This window comes from Citrobacter sp. Cu233 (assembly GCF_030332225.1).
Taxonomy (GTDB): domain Bacteria; phylum Pseudomonadota; class Gammaproteobacteria; order Enterobacterales; family Enterobacteriaceae; genus Citrobacter.
Genome location: NZ_JAOWIF010000034.1, coordinates 72,092 through 85,249 on the forward strand (window position 1 = coordinate 72,092; position 13,158 = coordinate 85,249).

The 13,158-nt window shown below is 53.0% G+C and carries 12 protein-coding genes and 1 tRNA gene; 4 read left to right on the forward strand and 9 right to left on the reverse strand.

Annotated features, from left to right (window positions below):
- The first annotated feature begins 11 nt into the window (after positions 1-11).
- Positions 12-293: a peptidylprolyl isomerase PpiC gene (gene ppiC / locus OGX95_RS13500; RefSeq protein ID WP_003017999.1), complete on the forward strand. Its 282-nt coding sequence runs from the start codon at positions 12-14 to the stop codon at positions 291-293.
- An 88-nt stretch (positions 294-381) separates the two neighbouring features.
- On the opposite strand, the gene ilvC is transcribed toward ppiC, so the two are convergent.
- The gene (gene ilvC / locus OGX95_RS13505) at positions 382-1,857 is read right to left on the reverse strand and encodes a ketol-acid reductoisomerase (protein WP_286629786.1); all 1,476 of its coding nucleotides are present in this window, start codon (positions 1,855-1,857) and stop codon (positions 382-384) included.
- 275 nt (positions 1,858-2,132) lie between these two features.
- Here ilvC and ilvY point away from each other — a divergent pair, with 275 nt between their 5' ends.
- Positions 2,133-3,023: an HTH-type transcriptional activator IlvY gene (gene ilvY, locus OGX95_RS13510; RefSeq protein WP_286629787.1), complete on the forward strand. Its 891-nt coding sequence runs from the start codon at positions 2,133-2,135 to the stop codon at positions 3,021-3,023.
- Here ilvY and ilvA read toward each other — a convergent pair.
- The 6 genes from ilvA to ilvL form a co-directional block, all read right to left on the reverse strand.
- Positions 3,020-4,564 (reverse strand): threonine ammonia-lyase, biosynthetic, encoded by a 1,545-nt coding sequence (ilvA, locus tag OGX95_RS13515; RefSeq protein WP_135523427.1) that lies wholly within the window; start codon positions 4,562-4,564, stop codon positions 3,020-3,022. The genes ilvY and ilvA overlap by 4 nt on opposite strands.
- A gap of 2 nt (positions 4,565-4,566) precedes the next feature.
- A complete protein-coding gene (gene ilvD, locus OGX95_RS13520) occupies positions 4,567-6,417 on the reverse strand; it encodes a dihydroxy-acid dehydratase (RefSeq protein WP_286629788.1) in 1,851 nt (616 codons plus the stop codon).
- Positions 6,418-6,576: 159 nt separating this feature from the next.
- Complete coding sequence (locus OGX95_RS13525) at positions 6,577-7,506, reverse strand: branched-chain amino acid transaminase (protein ID WP_137383192.1); 930 nt, start codon at positions 7,504-7,506, stop codon at positions 6,577-6,579.
- Between the two features lie 17 nt (positions 7,507-7,523).
- Complete coding sequence (gene ilvM, locus OGX95_RS13530) at positions 7,524-7,787, reverse strand: acetolactate synthase 2 small subunit (protein ID WP_003018017.1); 264 nt, start codon at positions 7,785-7,787, stop codon at positions 7,524-7,526.
- The gene (gene ilvG / locus OGX95_RS13535; protein WP_137383193.1) at positions 7,784-9,430 is read right to left on the reverse strand and encodes an acetolactate synthase 2 catalytic subunit; all 1,647 of its coding nucleotides are present in this window, start codon (positions 9,428-9,430) and stop codon (positions 7,784-7,786) included. Before ilvG ends, ilvM begins: the two co-directional genes overlap by 4 nt.
- A gap of 139 nt (positions 9,431-9,569) precedes the next feature.
- Positions 9,570-9,668, reverse strand: coding sequence for an ilv operon leader peptide (ilvL, locus tag OGX95_RS13540; protein WP_001311244.1), 99 nt, complete (start codon positions 9,666-9,668; stop codon positions 9,570-9,572).
- Positions 9,669-10,020: 352 nt separating this feature from the next.
- Between ilvL and OGX95_RS13545 the strand changes: the two genes are divergently transcribed.
- Positions 10,021-11,541 (forward strand): YifB family Mg chelatase-like AAA ATPase, encoded by a 1,521-nt coding sequence (locus tag OGX95_RS13545; protein WP_286629789.1) that lies wholly within the window; start codon positions 10,021-10,023, stop codon positions 11,539-11,541.
- A 24-nt stretch (positions 11,542-11,565) separates the two neighbouring features.
- On the opposite strand, the gene maoP is transcribed toward OGX95_RS13545, so the two are convergent.
- On the reverse strand, positions 11,566-11,904 hold the full coding sequence (gene maoP, locus OGX95_RS13550; RefSeq protein ID WP_003018025.1) for a macrodomain Ori organization protein MaoP: 339 nt from the start codon (positions 11,902-11,904) through the stop codon (positions 11,566-11,568).
- 106 nt (positions 11,905-12,010) lie between these two features.
- On the opposite strand from maoP, the gene hdfR reads away from it, so the two are divergent.
- Positions 12,011-12,856: an HTH-type transcriptional regulator HdfR gene (hdfR, locus tag OGX95_RS13555; protein ID WP_286629790.1), complete on the forward strand. Its 846-nt coding sequence runs from the start codon at positions 12,011-12,013 to the stop codon at positions 12,854-12,856.
- 101 nt (positions 12,857-12,957) lie between these two features.
- Here the strand turns inward: hdfR and OGX95_RS13560 are convergent.
- Positions 12,958-13,033, reverse strand: a tRNA-Trp gene (locus tag OGX95_RS13560).
- Between the last annotated feature and the right edge of the window lie 125 nt (positions 13,034-13,158).

Consider the following 13,158-nt stretch of genomic DNA (forward strand, 5'->3'; position numbering starts at 1 on the left):
AAGGCACGATCATGGCAAAAACAGCAGCAGCAGTGCATATCCTTGTTAAAGAAGAGAAACTGGCTTTGGATCTTCTGGAACAAATTAAAAACGGTGCCGACTTTGGCAAGCTGGCGAAGAAACACTCAATCTGCCCATCAGGCAAACGTGGCGGTGACTTAGGTGAATTCCGTCAGGGTCAGATGGTTCCTGCATTCGACAAAGTGGTCTTCTCTTGCCCGGTGCTGGAGCCAACTGGCCCGCTGCACACTCAGTTCGGCTACCACATCATCAAAGTGCTGTACCGTAACTAACAAAAAGCCCGGTGCGTTTGAACACCGGGCTTATTTTTGTAGGCCGGATAAGGCGCTTACGCCGCCATCCGGCACCGCATGTAGCAGCTTAGCCAGCAACCGCAATACGTTTCATGTCTGTCATATAGCCGCGCAGTTTCTGGCCGACTTTCTCAATCGCATGACCACGAATCGCTTCATTCACATCACGCAGCTGCGCGTTATCAACCGCGCCTTCGGCAATCGCTTTACCCAGATCGCCCGGCTGAATTTCAGTCATGAACGATTTCAGCAGCGGCACACAAGCGTAAGAGAACAGGTAGTTACCGTACTCGGCGGTATCGGAGATAACCACGTTCATTTCGTACAGACGCTTACGAGCGATGGTGTTCGCAATCAGCGGCAGCTCGTGCAGTGATTCGTAGTAAGCAGACTCTTCGATGATGCCGGAATCAACCATGGTTTCGAACGCCAGCTCAACGCCCGCTTTCACCATCGCAATCATCAGAACGCCTTTATCGAAGTACTCCTGCTCGCCGATTTTGCCTTCAAACTGCGGTGCGGTTTCAAACGCGGTTTTACCGGTCTCTTCACGCCAGGTCAGCAGTTTCTTATCGTCGTTGGCCCAGTCGGCCATCATGCCGGAGGAGAATTCGCCGGAGATGATGTCATCCATATGTTTCTGGAACAGCGGCGCCATGATCGCTTTCAGCTGTTCAGACAGCGCATAAGCACGCAGTTTTGCCGGGTTAGACAGTCTGTCCATCATCAGAGTGATCCCACCCTGTTTCAGCGCTTCGGTGATGGTTTCCCAACCGAACTGAATCAGTTTTTCTGCATAAGCCGGGTCGGTACCTTCTTCCACCAGCTTGTCGAAGCACAGCAGAGAGCCCGCCTGCAGCATACCGCACAGGATAGTCTGCTCGCCCATCAGATCAGATTTCACTTCTGCAACAAAGGACGATTCCAGAACGCCCGCACGGTGACCACCGGTCGCCGCAGCCCAGGCTTTAGCGATGGCCATACCCTCGCCTTTCGGATCGTTCTCCGGGTGAACCGCGATCAGTGTTGGTACGCCGAAACCACGTTTGTACTCTTCACGCACTTCGGTACCCGGGCACTTCGGCGCCACCATCACGACGGTGATGTCTTTACGAATCTGCTCGCCCACTTCGACGATGTTGAAGCCGTGAGAGTAGCCCAGCGCCGCGCCGTCTTTCATCAGCGGCTGTACGGAACGCACAACGTCAGAGTGCTGCTTGTCTGGGGTCAGGTTAACCACCAGATCCGCCTGTGGGATCAGCTCTTCGTAGGTACCCACTTTGAAGCCGTTTTCGGTCGCTTTGCGCCAGGACGCACGCTTCTCAGCGATCGCTTCTTTACGCAGTGCGTAGGAGATATCCAGACCGGAGTCACGCATGTTCAGGCCCTGGTTCAGACCCTGCGCGCCACAGCCGACGATAACCACTTTTTTACCCTGAAGGTAGCTTGCACCGTCGGCGAATTCTTCGCGGCCCATGAAACGGCATTTGCCCAGCTGTGCCAGCTGCTGGCGCAGATTCAGTGTATTAAAGTAGTTAGCCATGATGGTGTACTCCGTAATGTTGTGTGTCGTTACTCTATGGATTTCGAGTCGCAGGAAGGCGGCAAGGCAGCGAATCCCCAGCAGCTTACTCAAGTAAGTGACTGGGGTGAGCTGACGCAGCCAACGCATCTGCAACTTGAAAGACGACGAGTATATTGTTCGGTTCGCTTTTGCGAGAATGAACTCACATTACAACAGGAAATTTATTGCGGAAATTGATATATTCACAACATCACATTGCAATTTATGCAACGTAGAAACCCGGAGGCTCGTCTGTGGATTTACGCGATCTAAAAACCTTCCTGCATCTGGCGGAAAGTCGCCACTTTGGCCGAAGTGCACGGGCCATGCACGTCAGTCCTTCTACGCTTTCCCGGCAGATTCAACGCCTGGAAGAGGATCTTGGCCAGGCGCTATTTGTCCGTGATAACCGCACGGTCACGCTCACCGAAGCGGGCGAAGAGCTACGCGTTTTTGCCCAACAGACGCTGCTGCAGTATCAGCAGTTGCGCCACACCATCGATCAGCAAGGGCCGTCGTTGTCCGGTGAACTGCATATCTTCTGCTCGGTGACTGCCGCCTACAGCCATTTACCCCCGATCCTTGATCGCTTCCGCGCCGAGCACCCGTCGGTGGAAATCAAACTCACTACCGGCGATGCCGCCGATGCGATGGATAAAGTGGTCACTGGCGAGGCTGACCTGGCGATTGCCGGGAAGCCGGAAACGCTGCCTGGCGCGGTGGCCTTTTCCATGCTGGAGAACCTGGCTGTGGTATTGATAGCGCCGGCACTGCCTTGCCCGGTACGCAATCAGATTTCCGTAGAGGAACCTGACTGGTCCACAGTCCCCTTTATCATGGCTGACCAGGGGCCGGTTCGCCGCCGTATTGAGCTATGGTTCCGGCGCAATAAAATCAGCAATCCGTCAATTTACGCCACGGTGGGCGGTCACGAGGCAATGGTATCCATGGTCGCACTGGGCTGCGGTGTAGCATTGTTGCCAGAAGTGGTGCTGGAAAACAGCCCGGAGCCGGTACGTAACCGCGTGATGATACTGGAACGTAGCGACGAAAAAACACCATTCGAGCTGGGCGTATGTGCACAAAAAAAGCGGCTGCATGAGCCGCTTATTGAGGCGTTCTGGAAGATATTGCCGAACCATTAACCCGCCAGAAAGAACCTGAACGCCGGGTTATTGGTTTCGTCGTGGCAATCGTAGCCCAACTCGTTCAACCGGGTTTCGAAATCCGGTTCATGATCGCCGAGTTCGAACGCCGCCAGTACGCGCCCGTAATCGGTGCCATGACTGCGATAGTGGAACAAAGAGATATTCCAGTGTGTACCCAGCGTGTTGAGGAAGCGCAGCAGCGCGCCCGGTGATTCCGGGAATTCGAAGCTGTAGAGGCGTTCCTGCAACGGATGCGACGGACGCCCGCCGACCATATAACGCACGTGTAGCTTCGCCATTTCGTCGTCGGAGAGATCAACCACGCTGTAGCCGCCATCGTTGAGCATCTGCAAAATTTCTTTGCGCTCTTCAAGACCACGGCTTAAGCGCACGCCGACAAAAATACAAGCGTCTTTGGCATCAGCAAAACGGTAGTTAAACTCGGTAACCGAACGCCCCCCCAGCAATTGGCAGAATTTCAGGAAGCTGCCCTTCTCTTCCGGGATGGTCACTGCCAGCAAAGCTTCACGTTGCTCCCCCAACTCGCAGCGTTCAGAAACGTAGCGCAGGCCGTGGAAATTAACGTTGGCACCAGAAAGCACATGCGCCAGTCGTTCACCGCGAATATTGTGCTGGGCGATGTATTTTTTCATTCCCGCCAGCGCCAGCGCGCCCGATGGCTCAGCCACGGCTCGCACATCTTCAAACAGGTCTTTCATCGCCGCGCAAATAGCATCGCTATCGACGGTGATAATGTCATCGAGATACTCCTGGCACAGACGGAAGGTTTCATCACCAATGCGTTTGACCGCTACGCCTTCGGCAAAAAGACCGACGCGCGGGAGATCCACCGGATGACCCGCATCCAGCGCCGCTTTCAGGCAAGCTGAATCTTCAGCTTCAACGGCAATGACTTTGATTTGTGGCATTAGCTGTTTGATCAGCACTGCGACACCGGCAGCCAGACCACCGCCGCCGACAGGGACAAAAACGCGATCAAGATGGGCATCCTGCTGCAGTAACTCCAGCGCCAGCGTACCTTGTCCGGCGATCACCATCGGGTGATCGAACGGCGGGACCCAGGTAAAGCCTTGCTGCTGCGACAGTTCAATCGCTTTCGCTTTGGCTTCATCAAAGTTCGCGCCGTGAAGCAGCACTTCGCCGCCAAAGCCGCGTACCGCATCAACTTTGATGTCGGCAGTAGCGGTTGGCATGACGATCAGCGCCTTCACGCCTAACCGCGCGGAGGAGAACGCGACGCCCTGGGCATGGTTTCCTGCTGACGCGGTGATCACGCCATGCGCTTTCTGTTCTTCCGTCAGGCCTGCCATCATGGCGTATGCGCCGCGCAGCTTGAAGCTGTGTACCGGCTGGCGATCTTCTCGCTTCACCAGAATCACGTTATCAAGACGCGACGACAGTTTTTCCATTTTTTGTAGCGGCGTGACCTGCGCCGCTTCGTAGACCGGTGCACGCAGCACCGCTCTTAAATATTCGGCACCTTCCGGCGCGCCGGACAGGGGTTGTGAGTCTGCCATCATTAACCCCCCAGTTTCGACTTATCGCGCACCGCACCTTTGTCGGCGCTGGTTGCCAGGCTGGCATAGGCTCGCAAGGCAAAGGAGACCTGACGCTGACGATCTTTTGGTGTCCAGGCTTTGTCACCGCGAGCCTCCTGCGCTTCACGACGCGCAGCGATTTCCGCATCGCTCAACTGCAGTTGAATACCACGATTCGGGATATCAATCGCAATCATGTCACCATCTTCGATAATCGCGATATTACCGCCGCTGGCCGCTTCCGGTGAAACGTGACCGATAGAGAGTCCCGAAGTACCGCCAGAGAAACGACCATCTGTTATCAGCGCACAGGCCTTGCCGAGACCCATCGATTTCAGGAAGGTGGTTGGGTAAAGCATTTCCTGCATCCCTGGTCCGCCTTTCGGCCCTTCGTAGCGAATAACAACCACGTCGCCGGCAACCACTTTGCCGCCAAGAATAGCCTCAACCGCATCGTCCTGGCTTTCATACACTTTTGCCGGGCCGGTGAATTTCAGGATGCTGTCATCCACACCTGCGGTTTTCACGATGCAGCCGTTTTCCGCGAAGTTACCGTACAACACAGCCAGGCCGCCATCTTTGCTGTAGGCGTGTTCCAGCGAGCGGATACAACCTTCAGCGCGATCGTCATCCAGCGTATCCCAACGGCAATCCTGCGAGAATGCCTGGGTGGTACGGATACCCGCCGGGCCTGCGCGGAACATCTTTTTCACCGCGTCATCTTTGGTCAGCATCACGTCATACCGATCGAGCGTTTGCGGCAGCGTCAGACCCAGCACGTTTTTCACGTCACTGTTCAGCAGCCCGGCGCGATCCAGTTCGCCTAAAATGCCCAGTACGCCGCCCGCACGGTGCACGTCTTCCATATGGTATTTCTGTGTACTCGGTGCCACTTTACACAGTTGCGGGACTTTGCGAGACAGCTTGTCGATGTCACTCATAGTGAAGTCGATTTCCGCTTCCTGCGCTGCCGCCAGCAGGTGCAGAACGGTGTTGGTGGAGCCGCCCATCGCGATATCCAGGGTCATGGCATTTTCAAACGCCGCCTTGCTGGCAATGTTGCGCGGCAGAGCGGAAGCGTCATCCTGCTCATAATAGCGTTTGGTCAGCTCAACGATACGCGAACCGGCATTGAGAAACAGTTGCTTACGGTCAGCGTGAGTAGCCAGCAACGAACCATTACCAGGCTGCGACAGACCCAGCGCTTCGGTCAGACAGTTCATCGAGTTCGCGGTGAACATCCCCGAGCAGGAGCCGCAAGTCGGACAGGCGGAACGCTCAACCTGTTCGCTTTGTGAGTCAGAGACTTTCGGGTCCGCGCCCTGAATCATTGCATCAACCAGATCGAGCTTGATGATTTGGTCAGAGAGCTTGGTTTTTCCGGCTTCCATCGGACCACCGGAAACAAAGATCACCGGAATGTTCAGACGCAGTGAGGCCATTAACATCCCGGGGGTGATTTTGTCGCAGTTAGAGATGCAGACCATCGCATCGGCACAGTGGGCATTAACCATATACTCGACTGAATCGGCAATCAGCTCGCGCGACGGCAGTGAATACAGCATGCCCCCGTGGCCCATGGCAATTCCGTCATCCACAGCAATGGTGTTGAACTCTTTTGCCACGCCGCCTGAAGCTTCAATTTGTTCGGCAACCAGCTTACCGAGATCGCGCAGATGCACGTGCCCCGGCACGAACTGGGTAAAGGAGTTCACCACAGCGATAATCGGTTTACCGAAGTCGTCATCGGTCATCCCGGTGGCGCGCCACAATGCGCGGGCACCCGCCATATTACGGCCATGGGTGGTGGTGGCAGAACGATACTTAGGCATGCTTGATTAACTCCCGTCTGTCTTTCCCCTGCATACTTCACGCCGCAGGTGCGTTGGCTGCCTCGCTCACCCCAGTCACTTACTAAAGTAAGCTCCAGAGGATTCGCTGCGTTGCCGTCTTCCTGCAACGTAAATTATTTTGGGGAAATATTAATTTTGTTATTGGTTTACTGAATCCAACCAGCCGTATTTATCTTCCGTTTCACCGGTGAAGAGGCCAAAGAAGGCCTGCTGGATGCGTTTGGTGACAGGACCGCAACGGCCTTCGCCCACCTGGATACCATCGACGCTGCGTACTGGTGTGATTTCCGCCGCGGTGCCGGACATGAACACTTCGTCAGCCAGGTACAGCGATTCACGGGAAAGTACCTGCTCACGCACTTCGATATCGAGATCTTTCGCCAGCTTAATGATCGCGTCACGGGTGATACCTGGCAGTGCGGAAGAGGTAAATGGCGGGGTAAACAGAATTCCGTCTTTAACTTCAAACAGGTTTTCACCGGCACCTTCGGAGATGTAGCCATTCACGTCCAGCGCAATACCTTCCTGATAACCATGACGACGCGCTTCGCTACCCACCAGTAACGAAGACAAATAGTTACCACCCGCTTTAGCCGCAGTAGGGATAGTGTTTGGAGCCACACGGTTCCAGGAAGAAACCATGGCATCAATCCCCTGATCCAGAGCATCTGCACCAAGGTAAGCCCCCCATGGGAACGCAGCAATAATCACATCAGTGGTGTATCCCGCTGGCGGGTTAACGCCCATACCTACATCGCCAACAAAAACCAGCGGACGGATATAGGCGCTGGTCAGATTGTTTTTGCGGATCACCGCACGGCACGCTTCCATCAGTTCATCAACGCTCTGAGAGACCGGAAAACGATAGATCTTGGCTGAATCACGCAGGCGCTGCATGTGCTCGCGATGACGGAACACCACTGGCCCTTTGTGAGAGTCGTAGCAACGGATGCCTTCAAATACCGAAGTACCGTAATGCAGTGCGTGGGACATCACGTGAACCTTCGCGTCTTCCCAACGAATCATCTCGCCATTAGACCAAATGTAATCAGCTTTTTTCGTCGTCATTTTTCTTCCTTTTGCGCTCAGGCGCGGATTTGTTGTGATGTGGTTGTGCTCTGGCAGATAGCAACGTGTGCAACATCTACCAGTTTACTTAACTGACTAAACAGTAAGTCGACCGACCGGGGGCTGGCAACGGTCAATTCGATATTTATATTCTGCGCATCGCTGGCGGCTTCCATATTCATGGAGCACACCTGAAAACCGCGATGGCGTACCACGCGTAAAACACGTTCTAACGTTTCCGGATTGAAACGAGCCTCAACGGCGACCTGATGTTGCATCATGATAATTTCTCCAGCATTTCTGAGTTGCTGGCACCTGGTGGTACCAGAGGCCAGACATTCTCAAGTTCGTCGATTGAGACGTGAAGCAGGTATGGCCCCTCACTGTTCAGCATAGTGTCGAGAGCCGCTTCAACCTGGTCTTTACGGGTGATGTGTTGACCTGGAATGCCGAAGGCACTGGCCAACATGAGGAAGTCGGGGTTATCGGTGAGCGTGGTTTCGCTATAACGTTCCTGGAAAAACAGCTGCTGCCATTGTCGAACCATGCCTAACCGTTGGTTGTCGAGTAAGACGATCTTCAACGGCAATTGCTTGCGTTTTACGGTGCCCAGCTCCTGTACATTCATCATGAAGGAACCGTCACCGGAGATACAGATTACCGTATCATTCGGGCGAGCCACCTGTGCGCCAACAGCGGCAGGTAAACCAAAGCCCATCGTTCCCAGGCCGCTGGAGGTGATGAAATTTTCAGGGCGGGTGTAAGTCATATGCTGTGCTGACCACATCTGATGCTGGCCAACATCCGTTGTAACAACGCTATCCGCAGGTTTACGGTCCGACAGCTGTTTTAACAGCAACGGCGCATAGATGGCCTCACCTGGATGATCGTAACGCCAGGTATGCTCTGCGCGCAGTTCTGCACTGTGCTGACGCCAGGCGTCAACGTTCAGCGGTTGTTGCAATGCCGGTAGCAGCGTATTTAAATCGCCCTGTAACGCTACGTGCGCCTGACGCAGTTTGTTCATCTCAGCCGGATCGATATCCATGTGGATCACGCTGGCGTTCGGAGCGAAGGTGTTCAGCTTGCCAGTCACCCGGTCATCAAAACGAGCCCCTACAGCGATCAGTAAGTCGCATTCCTGCACCGCAAAATTCGCGGCCTTGGTTCCGTGCATCCCCAGCATTCCCAGGTAATACGGATAATCAGCGTCAACTGCGCCCAGACCTTTCAGCGTACAAGCGACCGGTAATTGGGTCAGTGCGATAAATTCACGCAGGGCAGGAACTGCCTGCGCCATACCAACGCCCCCCCCTACGTACAGGATTGGTTTTTGCGCCTGCGCCAGCATGTTACGCGCCTGCTCAACGTCAGCATGAGGGAATGCGGCCGCGTCTTCTACGGTCGTGAAATACGGCTCCAGCGTACCGCTGGCTAACTGGATATCTTTCGGGATATCAACCAGAACAGGCCCCGGACGGCCGGAATTCGCCACGTTGAAAGCTTCCGCCATAATGCGCGGCAACTCCTCCAGTGACTGGACCAGGAAGCTATGTTTGGTGCACGACAGCGACATACCAAGCACGTCCACTTCCTGAAACGCATCGGTTCCGATGAATGGTGCAGCAACCTGGCCTGTGATGGCCACAACAGGAACGGAATCTAACAGCGCATCAGCAAGACCCGTAATCAGGTTGGTAGCGCCCGGACCGGAAGTGGCGATGCAGACACCGGTTTTACCCGTAGAACGGGCATAACCAATAGCCGCCATCGCCGCGCCCTGCTCATGACGGCACAACAGGTGTTCTACGCCGCCGTCATACAACGCATCGTAAACCGGCATAATTGCGCCGCCAGGATAACCGAAAACGGTTTTAACCCCTTGTGCACGCAACGCATGTACCACCCACTGAGCCCCATTCATAGTTACATCCCCGCCGTAAATCTTGAGAAACAGAATTTTATGCTGCCGTTCACTTTCTGCTCCTCGTTTATGTTTTTAAGGTCAAAAAAAACCCCCGGACCTTTCGGTGCGGGGGTCTTAGTTCGTTAAGGCTTGTTTTCTAAGCCTTTCCTCGTCCAAGTGCAGCCCCGCACGGTGGGATAATAATCACCACCACGCTAATCACGACCAGGCTAATCACTCGTAGAAGGGCTGTCATTTTTGTATTTTCTTGCATCTTGTTCGAAGGAATGCCTAAAGAGTTACCATAGAATTTGCCAATAGCACAAGATATTTTTGTTTTCATTTTTCTGACACCGTTAACGGTTTAGATAAATAGCGTTGTTTTTTATACAAAAAAGATAAAATGAAAATATTTCACGTTTCAGCGCATCAGCACAACCTGCGATCCCTTCTCTCAGCACACTCATACGCATTTGCGAGCATGATTCCAGACATGGCTCAAGCAATTCCTGATTACACAAAAACACAGGAATAAGCATCTAAAAACATCAATTATGCAGAATCTTGCCGATATCTATTGCGACATAATATTTCCATCAGGAGGGGTTATGTCACTATCGATTGTTCACACACGCGCCGCCCTCGGCGTGAATGCACCAACCATTACCATCGAGGTACATATTAGTAATGGCCTGCCTGGTTTAACCATGGTGGGGTTACCTGAAACGACAGTGAAAGAGGCTCGCGATCGGGTACGCAGTGCAATTATTAATAGCGGGTATGAATTCCCGGCCAGGAAGATAACCATCAACCTGGCTCCGGCTGACCTCCCCAAAGAAGGGGGGCGATATGATTTACCTATCGCCGTTGCGCTTCTGGTCGCCTCTGAGCAGCTTACACCCCATAATCTCGATACTTATGAGCTGGTAGGCGAATTAGCGCTTACAGGCGCTTTACGCGGCGTTCCAGGCGCTATATCAAGTGCAACCGAAGCGATTCGTGCAGGCCGGCGAATCATTGTCGCTAAAGAGAATGCCGCAGAGGTTGGCCTAATACACGGTGAAGGGTGCTTGATTGCCGATCACCTGCAGGCGGTATGCGCCTTCCTGGAAGGAAAGCATGATTTAGACAAACCACAATCTGCAGACTTTACCGCTGAACCTTCGCCAGAGGATCTCAGTGATGTTATCGGTCAGGAACAGGGCAAACGGGGGCTGGAGATCACCGCCGCAGGTGGTCACAACCTCCTACTTATCGGCCCTCCGGGTACGGGCAAGACCATGCTGGCCAGTCGCCTCCGAGGACTGCTTCCTCCACTTAGCAACGATGAGGCGCTGGAAAGTGCAGCTATCCTCAGTCTGGTCAATTCCGATACGATACAAAAACAGTGGAAGCAACGCCCTTTTCGTTCCCCCCATCACAGTGCTTCATTAACCGCAATGGTGGGAGGGGGTTCTATTCCCGCACCGGGAGAGATCTCCCTGGCGCATAACGGTATATTATTTCTGGATGAATTACCTGAGTTTGAGCGACGCACGCTGGATGCACTACGTGAGCCTATTGAGTCTGGACAGATCCATTTGTCCCGCACGCGGGCTAAAATAACCTACCCAGCGCGTTTTCAACTGATTGCTGCTATGAATCCTAGCCCAACGGGCCATTATCAGGGAAACCATAACCGCTGCAGTTCAGAACAGACGCTGCGTTATCTCAATCGACTATCAGGACCTTTTCTTGATCGCTTTGATCTCTCCCTCGAAATCCCCTTGCCACCCCCCGGCATACTCAGCCAGTGCGCGGTGAAAGGAGAAGACAGCGCTACGGTAAAACAACGCGTTCTGGCTGCACGGGAACGTCAGTACCAGCGGCAAAATAAGTTAAATGCGTATCTGGACAGTCAGGATATACATAAATTTTGCATGCTTCGTAGAGATGATGCGCACTGGCTTGAGGAGACGTTAGCTCGCCTTGGATTGTCCATCCGCGCCTGGCTACGCCTGATAAAAGTCGCACGTACCATTGCGGATATCGAACAGTGCGACCATATCACCCGCCTGCACTTACAGGAGGCCGTTGCTTATCGGGCGATAGACCGATTATTAATTCACCTGCAGAAATTACAGGCATAAAAAAAGGGCTTACGCCCTTTTTTATCAATCATCAGATTCGGTGTAATCTTCTGCACCTTCTACCTGAGGTTTCCCGCCAGACAGAGTATGGAAGCGTTTCGGACGCTTAATACGCGTCATGTACTTGGACCACACACGTTCAGCTTCAGTAACCGGTTCACGTTCACCGCGGCATACCGCAACAAACAATTTTTCTTCTTCAGTTACTGGCTCACGTTTGCCCAGATCCAGCTCATTGAAGGCATAGCCATGACGCTCAAGCAGCTGTGCCTCTTTAATGGTGAAATCACCATGACGGGAGAATCCGCGAGGGTAGTATTTATTGTCGAAATATCGATTAGTCGTCGTAAAGCTTTCCGCCATCCTGCACGCTCCTAATTCTTTGGCCGAGCTATTTATGGCGCGGAGTATTAGTTACGCTTGACAGAGCGTCAAACAAAAGATTTAAATCATCACGACAAATTATTTTATGGAGCGCGTTGTGGATACGGAATTGTTAAAAACTTTCCTGGAAGTTAGCCGGACACGCCACTTTGGTCGGGCAGCTGAAGCGCTCTACCTGACCCAGTCGGCAGTCAGTTTTCGGATCAGACAACTGGAAAATCAACTGGGTGTGAACCTGTTCACCCGACACAGAAACAATATTCGTTTGACCGCTGCGGGTGAAAAATTATTGCCTTACGCAGAAACACTGATGAATACGTGGCAAGCAGCACGTAAGGAAGTCGCGAATACCTCGCGGCACAACGAGTTTTCGATCGGTGCCAGTGCATCCCTTTGGGAATGCATGCTCAATGACTGGTTGCGGCGTTTATACCAATCTCAGGAGCCACAATCCAGCCTGCAGTTTGAAGCGCGAATAGCTCAGCGCCAGTCGTTAGTAAAGCAGCTCCATGAAAGACAGTTGGATCTGCTAATTACGACAGAAACCCCAAAAATGGACGAATTTAGCAGCCAACTGTTGGGATATTTTACGCTGGCGCTTTATTGTAGTGCCCCTTCGCAAACCAAAGATGAACTGAATTATCTGCGTCTGGAATGGGGACCGGATTTTCAGCAGCACGAAGCGGGATTGATTGCAGGAGATGAAGTGCCGGTACTTACCACCAGTTCTGCAGAACTGGCAAGACAGCAACTTTCTGTAATTAAGGGGTTTAGTTGGCTTCCCGTCAACTGGGCCAGAACCAAAAGCGATCTTCACACGGTTAGCGACAGTACGACGCTTTCACGTCCGCTATATGCGGTTTGGCTGCAAAATAGCGACAAACATGCGCTAATTCGCGATCTGCTGAAAACAAATATTTTGGAAGATTAATGAAAACGCTGGCAAGGATGCCGGGAAACAATGAACTGGAAGATCTCGAACAAAATGTTCAGGTAAAAAAAATCCTTAGCAAAAATGCTAAGGATTATTTCTGGCAGGGGCGGAGAGACTCGAACTCGCGACACCCGGTTTTGGAGACCGGTGCTCTACCAACTGAGCTACGCCCCTAAATTTTCTTATCATTAAGCCTGCTTAGTAGCAGGCTTAATTTTCTAATAAGTGGCGGAACGGACGGGACTCGAACCCGCGACCCCCTGCGTGACAGGCAGGTATTCTAACCAACTGAACTACCG